23 protein-coding genes are annotated in these 21,767 nt (G+C 64.8%); 20 read left to right on the top strand and 3 right to left on the bottom strand.

Translation table 11 applies throughout. The annotated features are described in order from the left end of the window. Positions 1-112 precede the first annotated feature (112 nt). The 9 genes from AB3147_RS16615 (at position 113) to iscX (ending at position 6,326) form a co-directional block, all read left to right on the top strand. The gene (locus AB3147_RS16615) at positions 113-604 is read left to right on the top strand and encodes a low molecular weight protein-tyrosine-phosphatase (RefSeq protein ID WP_006386176.1); all 492 of its coding nucleotides are present in this window, start codon (positions 113-115) and stop codon (positions 602-604) included. Positions 605-796: 192 nt separating this feature from the next. Further along, positions 797-1,336, top strand: coding sequence for a Fe-S cluster assembly transcriptional regulator IscR (iscR, locus tag AB3147_RS16610; protein WP_056318865.1), 540 nt, complete (start codon positions 797-799; stop codon positions 1,334-1,336). An 18-nt stretch (positions 1,337-1,354) separates the two neighbouring features. Next, a complete protein-coding gene (locus AB3147_RS16605) occupies positions 1,355-2,566 on the top strand; it encodes an IscS subfamily cysteine desulfurase (RefSeq protein ID WP_175123404.1) in 1,212 nt (403 codons plus the stop codon). 33 nt (positions 2,567-2,599) lie between these two features. Further along, positions 2,600-3,004, top strand: coding sequence for a Fe-S cluster assembly scaffold IscU (iscU, locus tag AB3147_RS16600; protein WP_175123403.1), 405 nt, complete (start codon positions 2,600-2,602; stop codon positions 3,002-3,004). 2 nt (positions 3,005-3,006) lie between these two features. Then, a complete protein-coding gene (iscA, locus tag AB3147_RS16595) occupies positions 3,007-3,330 on the top strand; it encodes an iron-sulfur cluster assembly protein IscA (RefSeq protein WP_175123402.1) in 324 nt (107 codons plus the stop codon). A 3-nt stretch (positions 3,331-3,333) separates the two neighbouring features. Beyond that, a complete protein-coding gene (gene hscB / locus AB3147_RS16590) occupies positions 3,334-3,846 on the top strand; it encodes a Fe-S protein assembly co-chaperone HscB (RefSeq protein WP_218344765.1) in 513 nt (170 codons plus the stop codon). Positions 3,847-3,918: 72 nt separating this feature from the next. Next, positions 3,919-5,781, top strand: a complete 1,863-nt coding sequence (gene hscA / locus AB3147_RS16585; protein ID WP_218344766.1) for a Fe-S protein assembly chaperone HscA — start codon at positions 3,919-3,921, stop codon at positions 5,779-5,781. Positions 5,782-5,790: 9 nt separating this feature from the next. Beyond that, positions 5,791-6,132 (top strand): ISC system 2Fe-2S type ferredoxin, encoded by a 342-nt coding sequence (gene fdx, locus AB3147_RS16580; RefSeq protein WP_013394592.1) that lies wholly within the window; start codon positions 5,791-5,793, stop codon positions 6,130-6,132. Next, entirely contained in the window at positions 6,132-6,326 is a 195-nt protein-coding gene (iscX, locus tag AB3147_RS16575; RefSeq protein ID WP_175123399.1) for a Fe-S cluster assembly protein IscX, read from the top strand. The genes fdx and iscX overlap by 1 nt, the downstream gene beginning before the upstream one ends. Before the next feature lie 57 nt (positions 6,327-6,383). On the opposite strand, the gene AB3147_RS16570 is transcribed toward iscX, so the two are convergent. Then, a protein-coding gene (locus AB3147_RS16570; protein WP_370633084.1) for an IS3 family transposase occupies positions 6,384-7,729 on the bottom strand; the annotation gives its coding sequence in 2 pieces (ribosomal slippage) (positions 6,384-7,262 and positions 7,265-7,729; 1,344 coding nt in all). A gap of 190 nt (positions 7,730-7,919) precedes the next feature. Between AB3147_RS16570 and AB3147_RS16565 the strand changes: the two genes are divergently transcribed. After that, positions 7,920-8,804 (top strand): methylglyoxal synthase, encoded by an 885-nt coding sequence (locus tag AB3147_RS16565; protein WP_175123398.1) that lies wholly within the window; start codon positions 7,920-7,922, stop codon positions 8,802-8,804. Positions 8,805-8,807: 3 nt separating this feature from the next. Here the strand turns inward: AB3147_RS16565 and AB3147_RS16560 are convergent, their stop codons facing one another. After that, positions 8,808-9,749 (bottom strand): LysR family transcriptional regulator, encoded by a 942-nt coding sequence (locus AB3147_RS16560; RefSeq protein ID WP_367352458.1) that lies wholly within the window; start codon positions 9,747-9,749, stop codon positions 8,808-8,810. Positions 9,750-9,875: 126 nt separating this feature from the next. Between AB3147_RS16560 and AB3147_RS16555 the strand changes: the two genes are divergently transcribed. The 3 genes from AB3147_RS16555 to AB3147_RS16545 are packed head-to-tail and all read left to right on the top strand — an operon-like array spanning position 9,876 to position 12,864. Beyond that, positions 9,876-10,850 carry a Bug family tripartite tricarboxylate transporter substrate binding protein gene (locus AB3147_RS16555; RefSeq protein WP_367352457.1) on the top strand — a complete coding sequence of 325 codons (975 nt, stop codon included), beginning with the start codon at positions 9,876-9,878 and terminating at the stop codon, positions 10,848-10,850. Between the two features lie 20 nt (positions 10,851-10,870). Continuing rightward, complete coding sequence (locus AB3147_RS16550; RefSeq protein ID WP_286937211.1) at positions 10,871-12,082, top strand: CaiB/BaiF CoA transferase family protein; 1,212 nt, start codon at positions 10,871-10,873, stop codon at positions 12,080-12,082. Continuing rightward, positions 12,079-12,864 (top strand): enoyl-CoA hydratase/isomerase family protein, encoded by a 786-nt coding sequence (locus AB3147_RS16545; protein ID WP_367352456.1) that lies wholly within the window; start codon positions 12,079-12,081, stop codon positions 12,862-12,864. Before AB3147_RS16550 ends, AB3147_RS16545 begins: the two co-directional genes overlap by 4 nt. Before the next feature lie 2 nt (positions 12,865-12,866). Here the strand turns inward: AB3147_RS16545 and AB3147_RS16540 are convergent, their stop codons facing one another. Further along, positions 12,867-13,670, bottom strand: a complete 804-nt coding sequence (locus AB3147_RS16540; protein ID WP_367352455.1) for an enoyl-CoA hydratase/isomerase family protein — start codon at positions 13,668-13,670, stop codon at positions 12,867-12,869. A 254-nt stretch (positions 13,671-13,924) separates the two neighbouring features. Between AB3147_RS16540 and AB3147_RS16535 the strand changes: the two genes are divergently transcribed. From AB3147_RS16535 to AB3147_RS16505, 7 genes are all read left to right on the top strand, one after another. Further along, positions 13,925-14,749 (top strand): ABC transporter ATP-binding protein, encoded by an 825-nt coding sequence (locus AB3147_RS16535; RefSeq protein WP_175183803.1) that lies wholly within the window; start codon positions 13,925-13,927, stop codon positions 14,747-14,749. After that, entirely contained in the window at positions 14,749-15,627 is an 879-nt protein-coding gene (locus AB3147_RS16530) for a branched-chain amino acid ABC transporter permease (RefSeq protein ID WP_175123392.1), read from the top strand. Before AB3147_RS16535 ends, AB3147_RS16530 begins: the two co-directional genes overlap by 1 nt. 3 nt (positions 15,628-15,630) lie before the next feature. Next, a complete protein-coding gene (locus AB3147_RS16525; RefSeq protein WP_367352454.1) occupies positions 15,631-16,668 on the top strand; it encodes a branched-chain amino acid ABC transporter permease in 1,038 nt (345 codons plus the stop codon). Between the two features lie 52 nt (positions 16,669-16,720). After that, positions 16,721-17,902, top strand: coding sequence for an ABC transporter substrate-binding protein (locus AB3147_RS16520; protein WP_239214060.1), 1,182 nt, complete (start codon positions 16,721-16,723; stop codon positions 17,900-17,902). Between the two features lie 79 nt (positions 17,903-17,981). Next, positions 17,982-18,776 carry an ATP-binding cassette domain-containing protein gene (locus AB3147_RS16515; RefSeq protein WP_438861026.1) on the top strand — a complete coding sequence of 265 codons (795 nt, stop codon included), beginning with the start codon at positions 17,982-17,984 and terminating at the stop codon, positions 18,774-18,776. Then, positions 18,773-20,617: an AMP-dependent synthetase/ligase gene (locus AB3147_RS16510; RefSeq protein ID WP_367352452.1), complete on the top strand. Its 1,845-nt coding sequence runs from the start codon at positions 18,773-18,775 to the stop codon at positions 20,615-20,617. The genes AB3147_RS16515 and AB3147_RS16510 overlap by 4 nt, the downstream gene beginning before the upstream one ends. Continuing rightward, a complete protein-coding gene (locus AB3147_RS16505) occupies positions 20,614-21,762 on the top strand; it encodes a thiolase family protein (RefSeq protein WP_367352451.1) in 1,149 nt (382 codons plus the stop codon). The genes AB3147_RS16510 and AB3147_RS16505 overlap by 4 nt, the downstream gene beginning before the upstream one ends. The last annotated feature ends 5 nt before the right edge of the window (positions 21,763-21,767 follow it).

Here is a 21,767-nt window from a genome sequence, read left to right as displayed (position 1 = left end):
TGCAACTCCATGATTTCTTTGGGATTATGTGCCCCATTAATTTGCGCTACGTCAATTGCGCAGGTGCAAAAAAAGCTTGCCTTATCTCGGGTTTTCCCGCACACTTGCTTCCATGATGACCAAGGTACTTTTCGTTTGCATGGGCAATATCTGTCGCTCGCCGAGCGCAGAGGGCGTGTTTCGCCATTTGGTGAATGACGCGGGTTTGGGCGATGTTGTGCGCATCGACTCCGCGGGCACGCACGCGTTTCATATCGGCGAGGCGCCTGATGCCCGGGCGCAGGCTGCGGCACGTAAGCGCGGCTACGAGATCACTCACTGCGAGGCGCGTCAGGTCACCGCGGAAGACTTCCGTGACTTCGATCTTATCCTCGCCATGGACTGGGACAATCTGTCCGCCATGCAGCAGCAATGCCCCAAGGCGTACCAGCACAAGCTGATGCTCCTGATGCGCTTTGCCAATGAGTTCGAAGAAGCCACCGTGCCCGATCCGTACTACGGTGGCGCCGACGGTTTCGGCAAAGTCCTGGACTACCTCGAAGATGCCTGTCAGGGTGTTCTCGAACTGGTCCGCAAGCGCGCTACCCAGTACCAGGCTGCCTGATCGGCCGGTTGCAGAGTCGCTCGCAGAGCGGCTCTCAGGGCAGAAGGCAGTAAAAAACCGCGCAGATGCGCGGTTTTTTGTAGCCGGGAGCCATACCAAATTAGTCGGGAATAGGCTATACTTGAGCCAATTACTCGGGTATTGACCGCTGGATTCGCTGGCGGCCACTGCCGGAATCACAGGGAATTCACCATGCGGCTAACTACCAAAGGGCGTTTCGCCGTGACTGCCATGATCGACTTGGCTATGCGGCAGCATAGCGGCCCGGTCACTCTTGCGGCCATCAGCCAGCGTCAGAACATTTCGCTTTCGTATCTGGAACAGCTCTTCGGAAAACTCCGTCGTCACGAGCTCGTGGACAGCGTCCGCGGCCCGGGCGGCGGTTATTCGCTTGCGCGCCTGGCGCGCAACGTGACTGTTGCAGACATCATCTTCGCCGTCGACGAACCGCTGGACGCCACGAGCTGTGGCGGCAAGCGGGACTGTACGAGCGGCAACGACGGCAAGCCCGGCAAGTGCATGACGCATGAACTCTGGGCTACGTTGAATCGCAAGATGGTGGATTACCTGGATTCGGTGTCCCTGCAGGATCTCGTCGACCAGCAGCGTGTGCGCCAATTGCAGGAAGCGACCAATCAAGCGCAGGCCTGCGCAGTGCGCGTGAACCGGGTGGGAGGCGCAACCGCCGCCAACGCCCCGACCACCACTGTTGCTGCCAACGCCACCGTATAAGAAGTAGGAGTTGTAGAAATGACCACCCGTCCGATCTATCTGGATTATTCGGCCACGACGCCTGTCGATCCCCGCGTTGTTGATGCCATGGTGCCGTGGCTGTACGAAAACTTCGGCAACCCGGCGTCGCGCAGCCATGCGTTTGGCTGGGAATCCGAAGAGGCCGTCGAACGCGCCCGCGAACAAGTCGCCAAGCTGGTCAATGCCGACCCGCGCGAAATCGTCTGGACCTCCGGCGCCACCGAATCCAACAACCTCGCCATCAAGGGCGCGGCAAACTTCTATGCCGAGCGCGGCAAGCACATCATCACGGTCAAGACCGAACACAAGGCGGTTCTGGACACCTGTCGTGAGCTGGAGCGCCAGGGCTTCGAAGTCACCTACCTGAACGTCAAGGACAATGGCCTGATCGACCTGGATGTCTTCAAGGCTGCGCTGCGTCCCGACACCGTGCTGGTGTCCGTGATGATGGTGAACAACGAAATCGGCGTGATCCAGGACGTGGAAACGCTGGGTGAAATCTGCCGCGAAAAGGGCATCATTTTCCACGTTGACGCCGCTCAGGCGACCGGCAAGGTGGAAATCGACCTGCAAAAGCTCAAGGTCGACCTGATGTCGTTCTCGGCCCACAAGACTTACGGCCCCAAGGGCATTGGTGCGTTGTACGTGCGCCGCAAGCCGCGTATCCGTATCGAAGCGCAGATGCATGGCGGCGGTCATGAGCGCGGTTTCCGCTCGGGCACGCTGGCCACGCACCAGATCGTCGGCATGGGCGAAGCCTTCCGCCTGGCGCGCGAAGAAATGGGCACCGAGAACGAGCGCATCCGCATGCTGCGTGATCGCCTGTGGAATGGCCTGTCGGAGATCGAAGAGGTCTACCTGAACGGCGACATGGACCAGCGCGTGCCGCACAACCTGAACGTGAGCTTCAACTACGTCGAAGGCGAGTCCCTGATCATGGCGATCAAGGAGCTTGCGGTTTCCAGCGGTTCGGCCTGCACCTCGGCCAGCCTGGAGCCTTCGTACGTGCTGCGCGCCCTGGGCCGCAACGATGAACTGGCGCACAGCTCGATCCGCTTCACGCTGGGTCGTTTCACGACCGAGAAGGAAGTGGACTTTGCGGTCGAACTGATCAAGAGCCGGGTTGGCAAGCTGCGCGATATGTCGCCGCTTTGGGAAATGGCCAAGGAAGGCATCGACTTGAACACCGTGCAGTGGGCCGCGCACTAAGCGCCCGCGCCTTGATATACGTGGAGAATTAACATGTCTTACAGCACCAAAGTTCTGGATCACTACGAAAACCCCCGCAACGTCGGTTCGTTCGACAAGTCGGACGACTCGGTGGGCACCGGCATGGTCGGCGCGCCGGCCTGTGGCGACGTGATGAAGCTGCAGATCAAGGTGAACGAAGCTGGCGTTATTGAAGACGCGCGCTTCAAGACCTACGGCTGTGGCTCGGCCATCGCCTCCAGCTCGCTCGTGACCGAATGGGTCAAGGGCAAGACGCTGGACCAAGCCATGAACATCCGCAACACGCAGATCGCCGAAGAACTGGCGCTGCCGCCGGTGAAGGTGCACTGTTCCATCCTGGCCGAAGACGCGATCAAGGCCGCGGTGCAGAACTACAAAGAAAAGCATTCGGCCACCGCCGAAGCTGTGGCGGGCTGATCATGTCCGTTACCCTGACCCAACAGGCTGCCACCCACATCGGCCGCTACTTGCAGAAGCGCGGAAAGGGTATCGGCTTGCGGCTCGGCGTTAGGACGACGGGCTGCTCCGGCATGGCCTACAAGTTGGAGTATGTCGACGCGGTCGAGGCGGAAGATGTCGTCTTCGAGAGCTTTGGCGTGAAGGTCTTCATTGACCCCAAGAGCCTGTCGTATCTCGATGGCACGGAGCTGGACTACGCCCGCGAGGGCCTGAACGAAGGCTTCAAGTTCCGCAACCCCAACGAGAAGGCGACCTGCGGCTGCGGCGAGTCGTTCACGGTGTAAGTCTTGGCTGGTGACGATCACTTCAGCCTGTTTGGCTTGCCGGCACGATTCGACCTGGACGGCCAGGCGCTTGAGCACGCCTGGCGCACCGTCGCCGCGAAGGTGCACCCCGACCGTTTTGCCACGGCCAGCCCCGCGGAACGCCGCGTGGCGATGCAATGGGCGGCACGGGCCAACGAGGCCTATCGCGAATTGAAGGATCCGCTGCTGCGGGCCCGCTACCTGTGCGAGCAGGCCGGCGTGGACCTGCAGACCGAAAGCAACACGTCCATGGACGGCGCTTTCCTGATGCAGCAGATGACCTGGCGCGAGATGCTGGATGACGGGCGCGACGACGCCAACGTTCTGAACGCGTTGCAAGCCGAACTGGACGAGGCGCGTGCCGAGATGCGCGCCACGCTGACGCGCCTTCTGGATGACGAACGCGATTACGCGGCGGCCGGGCGCAAGGTGCGGGAATGGATGTTCGTGGAAAAGCTGGCGCAGGAGCTGGCCCACGTGCAGCCCGCGGGATAGCCAACGGCGCGCTGGGGCGTTCCCGTCAAGGGCGCCTGTCCGGCGCGGCCTACTGACCAGAAAAACAGAATCATGGCCTTATTGCAGATTTCCGAGCCCGGTGAGTCGCCCGCGCCGCACCAGCGCAAGCTGGCGGTCGGGATTGACCTGGGCACCACCAATTCGCTGGTCGCTGCCGTGCGCAGCAGCGTGGCTGAAGTGCTGCCCGATGCGCAAGGCCATGCCTTGCTGCCGTCGGCGGTGCGCTATTTCCCCGGCGGCAAGGTCGCGACGGGCCGCGAGCCGCTGGCCCAGCAGGCCGAAGATCCCCTGAACACGGTTGTGTCCGTGAAGCGTTTCATGGGCCGGTCGCTGGAAGAGGCGCAGGCAACGCGCGCGCCTTATGAGTTTGTCGATGCACCCGGCATGGTCCGGATCCGCACGGCGCAGGGCGATCTGAGCCCGGTAGAGGTGTCCGCGCAGATCCTGGCAGTGCTGCGCCAGCGTGCCGAAGACGTGCTGGGCGACGAGCTGGTGGGCGCGGTCATTACCGTGCCCGCGTATTTTGACGACGCGCAGCGTCAGGCCACGCGCGATGCCGCGCGCCTGGCGGGCCTGAACGTGCTGCGTCTGTTGAATGAACCGACCGCGGCCGCCATTGCCTACGGGCTGGACAATGCCGCCGAGGGTGTCTACGCGGTTTATGACCTGGGCGGCGGCACGTTCGATATTTCCATCCTGCGCCTGACGCAGGGTGTGTTCGAAGTGATTTCCACGGGCGGCGATACGGCGCTTGGCGGCGACGACTTCGATGTCCGGATCGCGGATCATGCCGTGGCGAAGCTGGGCTTGGGCGAACTGTCGCCCGCCGAGCGCCGCGGTTTACTGATGGCCGCGCGCGCCGCGCGTGAAACGCTGTCGGACGCCGACGTGACGAGCCTGAAGCTGACGCTGTCGGGCGGACGCGACGTCGATCTGACGCTTACCCGTGATGAATTTGAATCGCTGGCCCAGCCGCTGATCGAGCGCACGCTGGACACGGCGCGCCGCGCGCTGCGCGATGCGGCGCTCAAGCCGGCCGACGTGCGCGGCGTGGTGATGGTGGGCGGTGCGACGCGCATGCCTGTCGTGCGCGCCGCGGTGGCCAAGGTGTTCGGCACGGAACCGCTGACCGATCTGGATCCGGATCAGGTCGTGGCGCTGGGCGCCGCGCTGCAGGCCAATCTGTTGGCGGGCAACCGGGCGCCGGGCGAAGACTGGCTGCTGCTGGACGTGATTCCGCTGTCGCTGGGCCTGGAAACGATGGGCGGCCTGGTCGAACGCATCATTCCGCGCAACAGCACCATCCCTGTGGCGCGCGCGCAGGAATTCACGACGTTCAAGGACGGCCAGACGGCCATGAGCATCCACGTGGTGCAGGGCGAGCGCGACCTGGTGGCGGATTCCCGTTCACTGGCGCGCTTTGAACTGCGCGGCATTCCGCCGATGGTGGCGGGCGCCGCACGTATCCGCGTGACCTTCCAGGTCGACGCGGATGGCCTGCTCAGCGTCACGGCGCGCGAGCAGAGCCAGGGCGTCGAGGCAATGGTGTCCGTCAAGCCGTCTTACGGTCTGTCCGACGACGAGATCGCGCAGATGTTGGCCGATAGCGTGGCGCAGGCCGACACGGATGCCAAGGCGCGCATGTTGCGCGAGCAGCAGGTTGACGCGCGCCAGTTGGTGGAATCGGTGCAGGCGGCGCTGGCCGTTGACGGCGACCTGCTCGAGCCGGAAGAACGCAAGCGGGTGGACGAGTGCCTGGACGCCGCGATCGCGGCGCAGCAGGCGCAGGACGTGGTCACCGTCACCCAAGCCGTGCAGGCCCTGTCCGCCGCGACCGACGACTTTGCCGCGCGCCGCATGGACCGCAGCATCCGCGCCGCGTTGGCCGGCCGCAAACTAGACGAAATCGCCTGATAAGAAGTTATGCCGAAACTGACTGTATTGCCCCATCCCGACTACTGTCCCGAAGGCGCGGTGATCGAAGATGCGCCCAAGGGCGTGTCGATCTGCCGCGTGCTGCTGGATAACCACATCGATATCGAGCACGCCTGCGAACTGTCGTGCGCCTGCACGACCTGTCATGTGGTGGTCAAGCAGGGTTATTCTTCGCTGGAAGACGCCACGGACGACGAGGAAGACCTGCTGGACAAGGCTTGGGGCCTGACCCCCACGTCGCGTCTGTCGTGCCAGGCCCTGGTGACCGATGCCGACCTGACGGTCGAGATTCCCAAGTACACGATCAATCACGCCAAAGAGGGCCATTGATGAAGTGGACCGACACCTACGAGATTGCGGCTGCGCTGTACGACGCGCACCCTGACGTGGACCCGAAGGTGCTGCGTTTTACGCAGTTGCGCGAATGGGTCATGGCCTTGCCGGGCTTCAGCGACGATCCCGCCCACAGCGGCGAGAAGATCCTGGAGGCCATTCAGATGGCCTGGATCGAAGAAGCCGACTGATCGTGGCTGCACAAGACGCTCCCTGTATGAACTGACCCCCAGAAGTTGGACGGTCAGCTAAAGCCCGAAGGCCTGAGCTCGGTATTGCACCGGGCTCAGGCCTTTTAGCTTGAGCTTGATGCGATCATGATTGTAGTAACGGATGTACTGTCGGATGCCGGCTTGCAACTGCTCGATGCTTTCGAAGCGATTCAAGTGGAAGAACTCAGCCTTGAGCGTGCCGAAGAAGCTTTCCATAGCGGCATTGTCCAGGCAGTTTCCCTTGCGTGACATGCTTTGCGTCACCGATCTATCTACCAGCATCCGCCTGTAGCTCTGCTGCTGGTACTGCCAGCCCTGATCGGAGTGCAGCACTGGACGCTCCGTCGGCAGCAGCCGCGCCAGCGCCTTCTTCAGCATGCTGCCCACGAGCCTGAACACCGGCCGGCGGCTGGTCTCGTAGGCCACGATCTCGCCGTTGTACAGGTCCATCACCGGCGACAGGTACAGTTTCTCGCCACGCACGTTGAACTCGGTCACATCGGTGACCCACTTCTGGTTCGGACGCGCCGCCTCGAAGTCGCGCGCCAACACGTTGGCCGCCACGTGGTGCGATTGGCCTCGGTAGGACCGGTACTTCTTGGCGCGCACCAGCGACTTCAAGCCTAGCGCCTGCATCAGCTTCTGCACGGTCTTGTGGTTCACTAGCTCACCGGCCTGGCGCAAGACCGCGGTAATGCGGCGGTAGCCGTAGCGGCCCTTGTGACGGGCATAAACCGCGCTGATGCGCTGCTTGAGCTCGGTGTACGGGTCCACGGCTCCGAACGACTTCAGGTGGTAATAAAACGTGCTGCGCGACAGCTTGGCTACGCGTAGCAGTAGTGCCAGCGGATGCTTGGGCCTTAATCCTTGGACCACTTGCGCTTTCCAACCAGCGCCCGGGTCTTCTCCGCTTCGATCAAGGCCTTCATTTTTTTTAGGTAATCGTTCTCCGCGCGCAGATAGGCCAGCTCTTGCTCGAGTTCTTCCTTGGTCATGTCCTTGGACACCGGCTCTGGGGGGTACTTATGCGGCATGCTTGCTCCTCGGCGCTTGCGCGCCAGCGCCTCTATACCCCCAGCATCATACTGGGCGCGCCATTTCGTAATGTGCCCTGTATGACGAATCCCCAGCAACACCGCTGCCTGCGTGTCCGATAGACCTTCGCGCCGGATCTTGATCAGCACCGATTGTTTGAAGGCCGCGCTATACGAGCCAGATTGCCTGCGCAACCCGTTAACGCCATGCGCTCGAAAACTCCCGACCCAGCGCCGCACCATCGAGTGCGGCACTTCGTATCGGCGCGCCACCGATTTGAAGCCGTCCGTGCCTTGCAGGTACGCCTGCACCACTTTGATCTTGAATTGCTCTTCGTACTTCGCCATGTAAAAACCCCCGAAGGTTGGATCAATGTCCAACTTTCGGGGGTCAGTTCAGTAGGGAGCGTTTTTTTTGGGCGAAGCGGCCAGGCTGCGGGCAGCGTCGGGCGCGGTCTCGCGCATGACATGCTCGCGTCGCGCGCGCCACGGTATTATCGGGGATCCGTTTGTTTGTCCTTTCCAGCCGAGTCCACCGATGCCCGCTGCCCAATTGCGTTTTGGCCTGGCCGCCAATCGTTTGCACCATGAAACCCCCGACGCTGCCCTGTTCACCTGGCTGCGTGCGTGTTCGTCCACCATCCGCGAGCTGGGCGTGCAGTTGCACACGGTGGGGCGCACCCATGATGCGATCGTGCGCGAGGGCATGCTGCAGGGTTATCCCGGTCTGATCCGTTACCCGTACGGCCGCGAGGGCGGCCTGATGAAGCTGGTGGCGCGCGTGACCGAAGGTCGTGACGGCCAGGCGCCGTTTGATGGCGCGATCTACCTGATCGATCCCGTTGACCCGTCGTCGATTTTTCCCGAAGCGCTGGCGCTCAAGCGGCAGTGCATCACGCATGGCCGTCCGTTCATTTCGACGCTGGCGGGCGCCATCGAATGGATGGAGGTCGAACGCATACACGCCGGGCTGGCGCCGGATGCATCCGTGTCGCGCCATTTCAATTTCTCGGGTCAGACGCTGGCGATGATTGCCCACGACGCGCTCAAGGACGAGATGGTGGCGTTTGCCAGCGAGCATTTCGATGTGCTGTCGCGCTTTGCCCGGCGCGTGGCCACCGGCACAACCGGCGGCCGGCTCAATGAGCTGGCGTGGTCGCGCGGCTGGCCCAAGGACACGCCGTGGGTGCATCGCTACCTGAGCGGCCCGCTGGGCGGCGATGCGCAGATTGCGGAGCTGGTGCTTGAGCACCAATGCCAGCGCGTCATCTTCTTTGAAGACCCCCACGTCGCACGCCAGCACGAGGCCGATATCCAGCTGCTGGAACGCGCGGTGCGCGTCGTCACTGAGTCCGCCACCTGCGCCACGTCGCCCACGGTCGCGCGCCGCTGGGCGCAAGCGGTCGAAAAGCGGATCGTCTGAGCGCTACGCGCGCGCCGCGGCAGGCTTTGCATCGGTGATGATGCGGGCGACGCGGTCCGCGACGGCTGCGGCCGCCAGCGACAGCGGCAGCACGTCGGAACGGCACAGGAATACCGGGCGGGTCAGACGGGGCCGGCTGATCCGCCGCAATTGCACGAGGCCGCGCTCGGCCTCCTGGCGTACGGCTTCAAACGACAGGATCGTATGGGCGACGCCGGCCTGCGCCAGCTCGATCAGCTGCGGGATGGCGTTGGCTTCGGCAATGACGCGGAATTCAACCTGTTCGCGCTGCTGATATTGATCCAGTAAGCGTCGCAGGCTGTGCGGATTGCCCGGCAGCACCAAAGGCAACGCGGACAGGGCGCGCAGGCTGATGGTCGGCAGCGCAGCCAGCTCTGATGATGCGCGTTTGCCGCGTTTTGCCTGGGGCGGTGACACGACCACCAGCTCCTCGTCGATCAGATGCTGGAAACGCAGATCGACGGACGCTTCATCGCTGAATGTCAGCCCCAGATCGGCATGGCCCGAGCTGACGAAGCCGGGGATGTAGCCCGTGCTGGACTCGATGATCTTCAAGTAGACGCCCGGCCAGTGGGCGAGGCTGAACCGCAGCAGCGGCACCGTCAGCAGCTTGGCCATGGACATCGACATGGCCAGCGACACCGTGCCACGCGGCGCGTTGACGTCTTCACGCACATCGGCACGCGCCGCGTCGATGCGGCCGAGGATTTCACGCGCGTGCGCCAACAGGCGCGTGCCCGCCGCGGTGGGCGTGACGCCGCGGGCGCTGCGTTGCAGCAGGACGACGCCCAGGTCTTCTTCAAGATTGCGGATCTGCAAACTGAGCGCAGGCTGGGCCACATGCAGCGCCGTGGCGGCGCGGCTGATCGAACCCGTTGACACCACCGCGACAAAGCATTGCATCGCGCGTATGGACATGGACATGAAGGATCCCAAGAAAAAGGCGGGCCATCATTTTTTTGTTATGGCCCGCATATTTAAACGGTATTTCTAATATAGCAATCCGCTTCCGATAATGGGCGTCATCCAAGAAGAACCACAGGAGACATCATGACGCTCAACAAACTGTTTGCCGCCTGCCTCGCTTGTTCGGCGCTGTCCGCGCCCGCGTTTGCGGAAGCGTGGCCCTCCAAGCCCATCACGCTGGTGGTGCCGTTTTCAGCGGGCGGGCCAACGGATTTCATCGCGCGTCTGGTGGCCGAGCCGCTGGCGCGTGAACTGGGCCAGCAGGTCATCGTGCAGAACAAGCCGGGCGCGAGCGGCAACGTGGGCTACCAGAGCGTGCTCAATGGTCCGGCCGATGGCTACACGCTGATGCACAACACGGTGGCCATGCAGGCCATCAATCCGCTGATGTATCCCAGCGCCAAGATGCATCCGCTGAAGGATTATGTGCCGGTCGGCACGACGGGCGCGATGCCGAACCTGCTGGTGGTGAACCCCGAGCGCACGCCCGTCAACACGCTGGCCGAGCTGGTCGAGCGCGGGCGCAGCGCGCCGCACGGCCTGAGCTACGCGACGTTCGGTCCTGGCAGCTCGCCGCACGTGTACGGCGCGTCGCTGCAGAAGCTGGCCAATTTTCAGGCTGTGGGTGTGGCCTACAAGGGCAGCGCCAATGCCGTGACCGATGTGATCGGCGGGCAGGTCGACTTTCTGTTCGACAGCATGTCCACCAGCATCGGGCAGGTGCAAGGCGGCCGGTTGAAGGCGCTGGCCATTACGTCCGCCGAACGATCGCCGTTGCTGCCGAACGTGCCCACCTTGAAGGAAGCGGGCTACCCCAGTCTGGATTTGAAGTTCTGGTTCTCGTTGCAGACGCCCGCGGGCACGCCGGACGACGTCGTGCAGAAGCTGCGCGCCGCGGTCGCCAAGGTGGTGGGCAGCGACGCGTACCGCAAAGCGATGCAGGAGCGCGGGGCCGAGGCCTTTCAGGTGGCGCCGGCCAAGCTGGATGACTTCTTCAAGCAGGAAACCGCGCAGTGGACGCAGGCCGCGAACACCATCGGGCTGAAGGCGGAACAGTGAACACGGCAGGCGGGCATCGCATGACTCCATTGAAGAACATCACGGTCCTGGACCTGAGCAAGGTGCTGGCGGGACCGCTGTGCGGGCAGTATCTGGGCGAGCTGGGCGCGCGCGTGATCAAGGTCGAACCGGTGGGCACCGGCGACGATACGCGGGCGTGGCTGCCGCAGGATGCAGGCCAATCCGCGACCTTTCTGGCCGTCAATCACAACAAGCGCAGCCTGGCGGTGGACTTGAAGTCCGAGGCGGGGCGGGCGGTGGTGCATCGCCTGGCCGCGCAGGCCGACGTCGTACTGCAGGGCTTTGGCGGCAAGACCGCCGCGCGGCTGGGCGTGGATTACGAGACGCTCGCTGGCATCAACCCGCGCCTCGTGTATTGCGAGATCTCGGGCTATGGCCGTGAGGGCCCGATGGGCGAGGAGCCCGGCTACGACGTCATGCTGCAAGCCTTCAGCGGCATGATCAGCACGATGGGCGATCCGGGCGGCAATTTTGCGCGTGCGAGCTTTTCGCCGGTGGATCTGGGTACCGGATCGTTCGCGTTGAGCGGGATTCTGGCGGCGCTGCTGGAGCGCGGCCAGACGGGTAAGGGGCAGTATCTTGACGTGTCGCTGCTGGATACGTCGTTGGGCCTGATGTCCTACATGGCGCAGAATTATTGGCGCACGGGCAAGGTGCCGCGCCGCATGGGCACCGGGCATCCGGCCATGTGTCCTTACCAGGCCTTTCGCGCATCCGATGGCGATCTGATGCTGGGGGTGGGCAACGACGCGCAGTGGCGGCGTTTCTGCGCGGCGGCGGGGCTGCAGGATTATGTGGATGCGCCGGCGTTTGCGACCAATGCCGAACGTGTCCGCAACTTTGATGCGACGGTTGCCCTGGTGCAGTCGTGCATCGAGACGCGCACGGTGGCGCAATGGCTGGACGTGCTCAAGCCGGCGGGCATTGCTTGTTCCGCCATTCACACGTTGGACCAGGCGCTGGCGCATCCGCAGGTCGCGTCGCGTGAGCTGATCGTGACGAGCCAGCATCCGGTCCTGGGCGAGGTTCGCAACGTAGGCCTGCCTGTGCGCTTCGGACGGCAGCCGCGCGTCGCTGCGCGGCCCGCGCCGATGCTGGGCGAGCACAGTCGCGAGATCCTTGCGGAACTGGGCTTTGACGAATCGGAGGTCGCAACGATGCTGGCAACTGGCAGCGTGCAGCAACACGCCGCCCACGGAGATGCGATATGAGTCCCTTGCGTTATGAGGTCCGCGACGGCATTGCGGAAATTCATCTGTGCCATGCGCCCGTCAACGCGCTGGACGTGGACGTGCTGGACGCGCTGATCGGCGCGCTGGACGAGGCCAATGCGGATCCGTCCGTGCGCGCGGTGCTGCTGGCAAGCGGTCTGCCGGGCCGATTCTGCGCGGGGCTGGATATGAAGCAGCTGCTGCAAAGCACGCCGGCGCGCGTGCGCGAGTTGCTGACGCGGCTCTACATCAAGCTGTATGACGCGCAGTTCAATCTGACCAAGGCGTCGATATCCGTCGTGTCGGGCGCGGTGCGCGGCGGCGGCATGACCGTGGCGATTTCCAGCGACATGATCGTAGCCGCCGACACCGCGACGTTCGGTTATCCGGAGATCGACGTGGGTGTGCTGCCCGCCATTCATTACGTGCATCTGCCGGCCATCGTGGGCAAGCACCGAGCGTTCGATCTGCTGTTCACCGGCCGCACCTTCGACGCGCACGAGGCGCACGCGATGGGTCTGGTGACGCGCGTGGCGCCGGAGGCCGAGCTGCTGGATCAAGCGCGCGCGCTCGCGCGGTCGCTGGCCGCCAAGCCCCCGGAAGTCCTGGCGATGGGACGGCGTGCATTCGTGTACAGCAACGACAACGAGTACCGGCGCCGGGTGGCGACGGCGGTGGAGGTGTTCTGCAGCGCCGCTGCCACGCCGGAAGCGCACGAAGGCTTGAGCGCCTTTGTGCAGAAGCGCGCGCCCGACTGGGCCAGCGTAGCCGACGCGCGCTAGCGCTACTGGCCGGTGAAACGGGGAGGGCGCTTTTCGCGGAACGCCGCGACGCCCTCCGCGAAGTCCGCCCGTGCGGCCGACTGCAGAAAGCGTGCGGTCTCTTCGGCAAGCTGCGTTTCCAGCGGCGCGTGCGCGGCGCTGCGCAGCAATGCCTTGGCGCCTGCGATGCCGTGCGGTGCGTGGCGGGCGAGATCCTGCGCATAAGCCTGCGCCGCAGCCGCCAGTTCACCGGCCGGCGCGGTGCGCGTGATGATGCCCGACGCCTGCGCCTCGTCAGCGGTGAACGCGTCGTGCCGCAACAGAAGATCAAGCGCGCGCTTCGGGCCGGCGGCGCGGATGAGACCGTGCGTCATGCCGGCATCGGGCGTGGCGCCCAGCTTCAGGTAGGCCGTCATGAAGCGCGCGCCGGCTTCGGCGATGGCCAGATCGCAAGCCAGCACCAGTGACAGGCCTGCGCCCGCCGCCACGCCGTGCACCTGCGCGAGCCAGACCTTGTCCATGCGCGGAATGCGCGCGACGAAATCATTGAGCGGCGTGAAGAGATCCGACAGCGTGGCGCGCACCGTTGCGGTGTCGCCCGTGAACATGCTGATGTCGCCGCCCGCGCAGAAGGCCTTGCCCACGCCGCGCAACAGCACGACCTTCACGGCGTCGCGCGTTTCGAGCCACTGCGCGGCCCGCAGCAGGTCGCGGGCCATGGCGACATCGATGGCGTTGAGCGCGTCCGCGCGGTTCAGCGTCAGGGTGGCGAGGGCGCCGTCGGTCTCCAGCAACAGCGTCTGGAACTCCGGTAGTTCCTGGGTCATGGCGTGTCTCCGTTGTCGGGTAAATACCAACTGTCGATCAAAAAACCGCGATGCTATGGTCTGAACCGAGCGCTTGCTTGGTTGGGGTTTGAGCACGCTTAGCGTAACGCATAGAACGATTTTCCGGCGCTGTACTGGCGAAGGTAAAGACAGGTTCGTTGCATCACCTGCCTCGCAGGGTCGCCAGGTTCACCGTCGTAAAAAATGCCCGCCACAGGCGGCAAAAAAACTTCGCATCAAAAGCGGGGAGACAAATGGTGGATCAGTCCGACAGGCCTGCGTTGCTGGAGGCCGAGGGGGTGACGCTGGCGTTCGGCGGGGTGAAGGCGCTCACCAATGTGGGCTTTCGCGTCGCGCCCGGCTCCATCACCACGGTCATCGGCCCGAACGGCGCCGGCAAGACCTCGCTGTTCAACACGATCTCCGGGTTCTACAAACCGGCCGCCGGACGCATTCGCTTCGAGGGCCGCGACATCACGCGCGTGCATGCGCCGGAACGCGCCAGGCTTGGGCTGGCGCGCAGCTTCCAGAACATTGCGTTGTTCCGCGGTATGACGGTGCTGGACAACATCAAGCTGGGCCGCCACGCGCATCTGCGCACCAACGTGCTGGATGCGCTGTTCTACCTGGGCCGCGCGCGCCGCGAGGAAATGGCGCTGCGGGCGGACATCGAAGAACGCATCATCGACTTCCTGGAGATCGACCATATCCGCCACGCGCCGGTCGCGGCGCTGTCGTATGGGCTGCAAAAGCGGGTGGAGCTGGCGCGGGCGCTGGCGATGCAACCGAAGGTGCTGATGCTGGACGAGCCGGTTGCCGGCATGAACCGCGAAGAGACGGACGACATGGCGCGCTTCATCCTGGATGCGCGCTCCGAATGGGGCGTGACCGTGCTGATGGTGGAGCACGACATGGGCATGGTGATGGACCTGTCGGATCACGTCGTGGTGCTGAACTTTGGGCAGGTGATCGCCCATGGCACGCCGGGAGAGGTGCAGGCCAATCCCGAGGTCATCAAGGCGTATCTGGGCGCGGGCGACGTGGGCGATCTGCGCCGGCGGTTGCGGGAGGCCGCCTGATGGACTGGCTGTTCCTGCTGGAGGTGTCGCTGGCCGGGCTGGGCAGCGGCGGCCTGTATGCCCTGGCCGCGCTGGCGTTCGTGATCGTGTACAAGGCGACCCGCGTGGTCAACATCGCCATCGGCGAGTTCCTGATGCTGGGCGCCTACGTGTTCTATGCGTTTGCAACGGGCATGGAGTGGCCGATCTGGCTGGCCATCGTCGGCGCGGTCGTCGTGTCCGGCGCGCTGGGCGCTGTCGTCGAGCGCCTGACGATACGGCCGATGCTGGGCGAATCGCCGATCTCCGTCTTCATGATCACTGTGGGCCTCGCATCGATTCTGGTCGGCGCGGTCGAACTCATCTGGACGGCTGACCAGCGGCGCCTGCCGGAGTTCATGCCGCGCGCGCCCGTCATGGTGGGCGAGGCGTTCGTGGCGCCCAAGGTGTTCTACGGCTTCTGGGTGGCGGTGGTGCTGGCGCTGCTGGTGCTGGTGGTGTTCCGCTACTGGCGCGGCGGCGTGGCGCTGCGCGCGACCGCGTCGGATCAGGGCGCGGCCTATGCGATGGGCATCAACGTGCCGCGCGTGTTTTCGCTGGCGTGGGTGACGGCGGGCGCCATTGCCGCGGTGTCAGGCGTGATTGTGGGCGCGATCGGCGGCATTTCGTCGTCGATGGGCGTGTTCGGGCTGTCGGTGCTGGTGGTGGTGATCGTGGGCGGCCTGGACAGCGTTGCCGGCGCGCTGGTTGGCGGCATCTTCATCGGCCTGCTGGAAGCGTGGGCCGGCGCGTATCTGGGGGGCGAGTACAAGCTGCTGGCCACGTTCGTCGTGCTGGTGGTCGTGCTGATGGCAAGGCCCTATGGCTTGTTCGGCACCCGTGAAATCGAGAGGCTTTGATCCATGCGCATCGCGACTGCCAAGCAGACTTACCTGGCCGACGAGGCGCTTTTTGACACGCGCACGCAGCACGTGTGGCTGGCGCTGCTGGCGGCCTCGCTGGTGCTGTTTCCCTTTATGGCGAACGCCTATTGGCTGTATCTGGCTTGCCTGGTCGCCATCAACATCGCCAGCGCGACGGGGCTGAACATCCTGACCGGCTATACGGGGCTGGTCAGCCTGGGGCAGGCGGCGTTCATGGGCCTGGGCGCGTACACCGTGGCGGTGATGGAGCTGCACCTGGGCACGCCGGTTCTCGTCAACCTGCTGGCCGGCGGCATCGTGGCAATGCTGGGCGGGCTGCTGGTCGGCATACCCTCGTTGCGGGTGAAAGGACTGTACCTGGCGATTTCCACGATCGCCGCGTCCTTCATCGCGCATTTCATCTTTGCAAACTGGCAATTCACCGGCGGCACAAGCGGCCTGCAGGTGCCGCCGGCTCGCATCCTGGGCATGGACCTGGACACCTCGTTCAAGATCTATTGGCTGATCGTGCCGGTGACGGTGCTGATGGTGCTGGGCGCGGCCAATCTGTTCCGCACGCGCATCGGCCGGGCGTTCATTGCGATTCGCGACCGTGACATTTCCGCCGAGGTGCTGGGCATCCGGCTCTTGCGCTACAAACTGCTTTCCTTCGGACTGTCCTCGTTCTACGCCGGCGTGGCGGGGGGCCTGTGGGCCTACTTTTTCCGCGTGGTCACGCCCGAGAGCTTTCCGCTCATCATGTCGATCTTCTTTCTGGCGGCCATCATCGTGGGCGGCATGGGCTCGATTCTGGGATCCATCCTGGGCGCCATCTTCATGACGATGGTGCCCGAGTTCCTGAAGCTGGTTGTCGGCTGGCTGCCGGTGGGCGGCGACGCACTGCGGCTGATATCGCCGGTGCGCACCATTGTTTTCGGCCTGCTGATCGTGGGCTTCCTGATCTTCGAGCCGCACGGGCTCGCGGAAATCTGGCGGCGCGTGCGCCGATTCTTTCACCTATGGCCATTTCGCACGTAGCGCGATGCGTGCGGCGTGACGGCGGCCACCTATAAGACCCAGGAGACAAACCATGAAGCGCATCCGGATAGGCAGCGGTTTATCGAGATTGTTGGCCCCGTTGGGCCTGGCGGCGGCACTGGCGGCGTCGCCCGCCGCGCAGGCGGCCGAGGATCTGGTGCTGGGCGGCTCGATCCCGCTGAGCGGCGTGTTCGCCTTTGCCGGGCAGGGCATCCACGCCGGGATCACGGACTACGTGAAGATCATCAACGACCAGGGCGGCATCAAGGGCCGCAAGCTGCGTTACGTGCCGGAGGACACCGCGTACAAGGTGGACGCGTCGGTGGCGGCGTTCAAGAAGATCACCAGCCAGAACAAGGTGAATTTCTACTACGGCGATTCGACGGGCTTTTCCAAGACCATCAACGCCGAGCTGAACCGAACGGGCGACATCCTGATGACGGGCGCGTCCTTTGCGACCGAACTCAACGACCCGGCCAAGTATCCCGCCCAGTTCATGCTGGGGCCGGATTACACCGAGATGTTCGGCATCCTGCTGCGCTACATCGCCAAGGAGCAGCCGGGCGCCAAGGTGGCGTTTGTGTATTCGGACACGGAGTTCGGCCGCGACCCGATTGCCAGTTCGCGCGCGGTAGCCGAGAAGCTGGGCCTGAAGGTGGCGACCGAAATCATGACGCCGCCGGGCAGCGTGGACGTGTCGACAGAAGTCATCAAGCTGCGCCGCGCGGATCCGGACTTCACCATCTTCCATGGCTACGTGCTGGCGCCGATTCCCGAGTTCGTGGGGCAGGGCAAGCGCATGGGGCTGAAGACGCGCTACATGGGCACATTCTGGACGATGGACAACTCGACCGTGATGCAGATGGGCGAGGATGCCGAAGGCTTCATGGGTGTGATGCCGTACCGCTATTACTACGACCAGGCGGCCGACGCGCCGATGCTCAAGAAGATCCGCGAGATGCGGCCGCAGTACCAAAGCACGGGCTACATGCAGGGCTTTCTGGCCGCCATGCTGTTCTCCGAGGTCGCCAAGCGTACGCTGGATGCCGGCAAGGAACTGACCGCGGCCAACATGAAGGCGTCGCTGGATGGCATCAAGGACTTCGATACGGGCGGGCTGATCGGCGTGCCGATCACCATCAAGGGCAACTCGATACCCGTGGGCCGGATCTACCGCGCGGACGTCAAGCAGAAGCAGATGGTGCCGGCGTCCGACTGGATCGTGCTCAAGTGAGGCAGCCGTGAATCCGGGACATGACGCGCGGGGACCAGAGGTGCGAGCGGGCGTGACCGCCACGGCGCCGCCCAAGGCGGTGCTCGACATCAACAACATCGAGGTCGTCTACAACAAGGCGGTGCAGGTGCTGCGCGGCTTGTCCCTGTCGGTGCCGGCCGGCAGCATCGTGGCGCTCCTGGGCAGCAACGGGGCCGGCAAGTCCACCACGCTGAAGGCCGTCTCCGGCCTGCTGGACCTGGAGGACGGCGAGCTGGTGCGCGGCCAGATCGTGTTCGGCGGCGGCGACACGGCGGGCATCAAGCCGCAGAACCTGGTGCGATCGGGCCTGGCGCACGTGATGGAAGGGCGGCGCGTGTTCGAGGACCTGACGGTGGAAGAGAACCTGGTGGCGGCGACGTATGCGCTGACCGGACGGAAGGCGGCACGCGCGGACTTCGATCTGGTCTACGGCTATTTCCCGCGGCTGTTCGAACGGCGGCGCGGGCTGGCGGGTTATCTGTCCGGCGGCGAGCAGCAGATGCTGGCGATCGGCCGCGCGCTGATCGCCCAGCCGACGCTGATGCTGCTGGACGAGCCGTCGCTGGGACTGTCGCCGATGCTGGTCGAAAGCATCTTTTCGATCATCGCGCGCATCAATAGCGAACAGGGGGTGTCGATGCTGCTGGTGGAGCAGAACGCGTCCGTGGCGCTGGCAGTGGCGCATTACGGCTACATCATGGAGACCGGCAAGGTGGTGATCGACGGTTCCGCGGACAAGCTGGCGGCGGATCCCGACGTGCGCGAGTTCTATCTGGGCATCGGCGGCTCGGGCGAGGCCCGGGGCTTTCGGGACATCAAGCATTACAAGCGCCGCAAGCGCTGGCTGTCATGAAGGACGCGCATACCGATCCGGGCGGCTGGCCGCCGCTGACGCTGCCGCAGATGCTGCGCGAGCAGGCGCGCCGTCAGCCGTCCTTGGTAGCGATCCGGCAAAAGGACTTCGGTATCTGGAAGCCCATGACGTGGGATCAGTACTGGCAGCGCGCCTGCCACGTCGGCCTGGGACTGCGCGCGCTGGGGCTTAGCGTGGGCGGGCGGGTTGCCATCGTCTCGGACAACCGGGTGGAATGGCTGCTGACGCAGATGGGCGCCTGCGCGGCGGGCGGCGTGGCGGTGGGCGTCTATTCCACCAGCCCGGCCGAGGAAATGGGCTACGTGCTGGCGCATGCGGATGTCGAACTGGTGGTGTGCGAGGACCAGGAGCAGACGGACAAGGTGCTGCAGGTGGCGGACAGGCTGCCCCATCTGCGCCGCATTGTGGTGATCGAGACCAAGGGGTTGCGTTCGTATTCCGACGCGGATCGGGCGCGCATCGTGACCTTCGCCGAGGTCGAGGCCGATGGCGGCCAGCGCGAGGCGGTGGAACTGACCGCGCTGAACACGATGCTGGACGGACAGCAACTGGACGACACCGGGTTGATGATCTACACGTCTGGATCGACCGGCAAGCCGAAGGGCGCGATGCTGAGCTATCGCAACATGCGCGGCGTGGCGCCCGGCATTGCCGATCGCCTGTCGATGGATGCGTCCAGCGTGCACCTGTCGTACCTGCCGCTGTGTCACGTCGCCGAGCAGATGTTGTCCACGTTCGTGCCCATCTATTTGGGCTCGCAGGTGAATTTTGGCGAGTCGCTGCGCACCGTGCAGGAAGACCTGCGCGAAGTCGCGCCGACGATTTTCCTGGGTGTGCCGCGCATCTGGGAAAAGCTGCACGCCGCAATTTCGATCAAGATGCAGGAGGCCGGCGCGGTGCAGCGGTGGCTGTACGGCCGCGCGCTGGCGCAATGCGCGCCGTTCCTGGAAAAGTCCCCCGCGCAGTACCGGCTGGGCGAGCGGCTGACGCACTGGATGTGGTATTGGCTGGTGCTGCGCGCCTTGCAGAATTTCATCGGGCTGCGGCGCGTGCGGGTGGCGATGACGGGCGCGGCGCCGATCCCGCCGGACGTGGTGCGCTACTTTCGCACACTGGGCGTGCCGCTGGTCGAGGTGTACGGCCTGACGGAGTCGACCGGGATGATCTTTGGCCAGCATCCGGACCGCGTGAAGGTGGGCACGGTGGGCGAGCCGATCCTCGGCGTGGAATGGCGCATCGGTGAGGCCGGTGAACTCCTGGTGCGCGGCGACATGGTGTTCCAGGGTTATTACAAGAACCCTGAAGCGACGGCCGACACCGTGCGCGACGGCTGGTTGCACACGGGCGATGTCGTGGCCGAGGAGGCCGGGCGCGTGCGCATCGTGGACCGGCTCAAGGACATCATGATCACCGCAGGCGGCAAAAACCTCACGCCGTCCGAAATCGAGAACGCGGTCAAGGGCAGCCCGTACGTCAAGGAATGCATCGTCATCGCCGACGGCAGGAAGTACGTGTCCGCGCTGATCCAGCTGGAGTTCGACACGGTGGGCAAGTGGGCCGAATCGCGGCGCATCGCATTCACGCATTTCCGGTCGCTGGCCGAATGCCCGCAAGTGCGCGAGCTGGTGCAGCAGGAGGTCGCGCGCGCCAACGCCGGGTTGGCGCCGGTCTCGCAGATCAAGCGCTTTCATCTGCTGACCAAGGAACTGGACCACGACGACGGCGAGGTGACGGCGACGATGAAGGTGCGGCGCGCCAGCATCTACCGCGCGTACGCCAACGAAATTGAAACGCTCTACGTTGAGGAGACGACGGCATGAATCAAGCCGTGATCCTGGAAGCCGTGCGCACGCCGTTCGGGCGGCGCGGCGGATGGTGGGCGCAGACGCGGCCGGACGCGCTGCTGGCCGAGACCGTGCAGGGACTGCTGGCGCGCGCGGCGCTGCCCGGCGACAAGGTCGAGGACCTGATCGCCGGATGCGTCAGCCAGGCGGGGGAGCAGGGCGCCAACATCGGTCGGCTGGCGGCCATGTTGGCCGGGCTGCCGGAGAGCGTGCCGGGCGTGGCGCTTAACCGCATGTGCGGGTCCAGCCAGCAGGCCGTGCATTTCGGTGCGCAGGCCATCGCCGCGGGCGACATGCGCTACGTGGTCGCGGGCGGCGTCGAGAGTATGAGCCGCGTGCCCATGTTCCTGGACGTGACGCTGGGCCAGACGGAATTCCGCGGCTTTGAATCGCTGAACCCGGCGCTGCTGGCGCGGTATCCGCTGATTCACCAGATAGAGAGCGCGGAACGTATTGCCAGCCATTGGGGACTGTCGCAGGCCGAGATGGACCAATGGGCGCGGGAGAGTCACGCGCGTGCCTGGGCGGCTGCCAGCGCCGGACTTCATGCGGAGTTGCTGCCCGGCACGCCGGCGCCGCGCGACGAGGGCATCCGCGAGACCACGGACGCGGTCCGCATGGCGGCCATGGCGCCGGCGTTGCGGCCGCCGGGTCAGGGGGGCGTCACCGCGGCCAATGCGAGCCAGCTCGCCGACGGCGCAGCGGCGGTGCTGCTGGCTGACAAGGATACGGCCCTGGCCGATGGCTTGCGGCCGCGGGCGCGATTCCTGGCGCGTGTCGTGGTGGGGTCGGATCCCGTGATGCAGCTGACGGGTGTGATCCCGGCGGCGCGGCAGGCGCTGTCGCGCGCGGGCCTGGCGCTGGAGGACATCGACTGGATCGAGATCAACGAGGCCTTTGCGAGCGTGGTGCTGGCCTGGCAGCGCGAAATGGGCGCCGACCTGGCGCGTGTGAATCCGTGGGGCGGCGCGATCGCGCATGGCCATCCGCTGGGCGCCACGGGCGCGGGTTTGATGGCCAAGATGCTGGCGGGACTGGAGGCGACCGAAGGCGAGCTGGGCATGCAGCTCATGTGCATCGGCCACGGCATGGCGACCGCGACCATCATCCAGAGGGTTTGAGGCGC

The organism is Achromobacter animicus (assembly GCF_040775605.1).
In the GTDB taxonomy this organism is placed as follows: Bacteria; Pseudomonadota; Gammaproteobacteria; order Burkholderiales; family Burkholderiaceae_B; genus Achromobacter; species Achromobacter animicus.
This window is presented reverse-complemented; position numbering and strand designations above follow the sequence as displayed.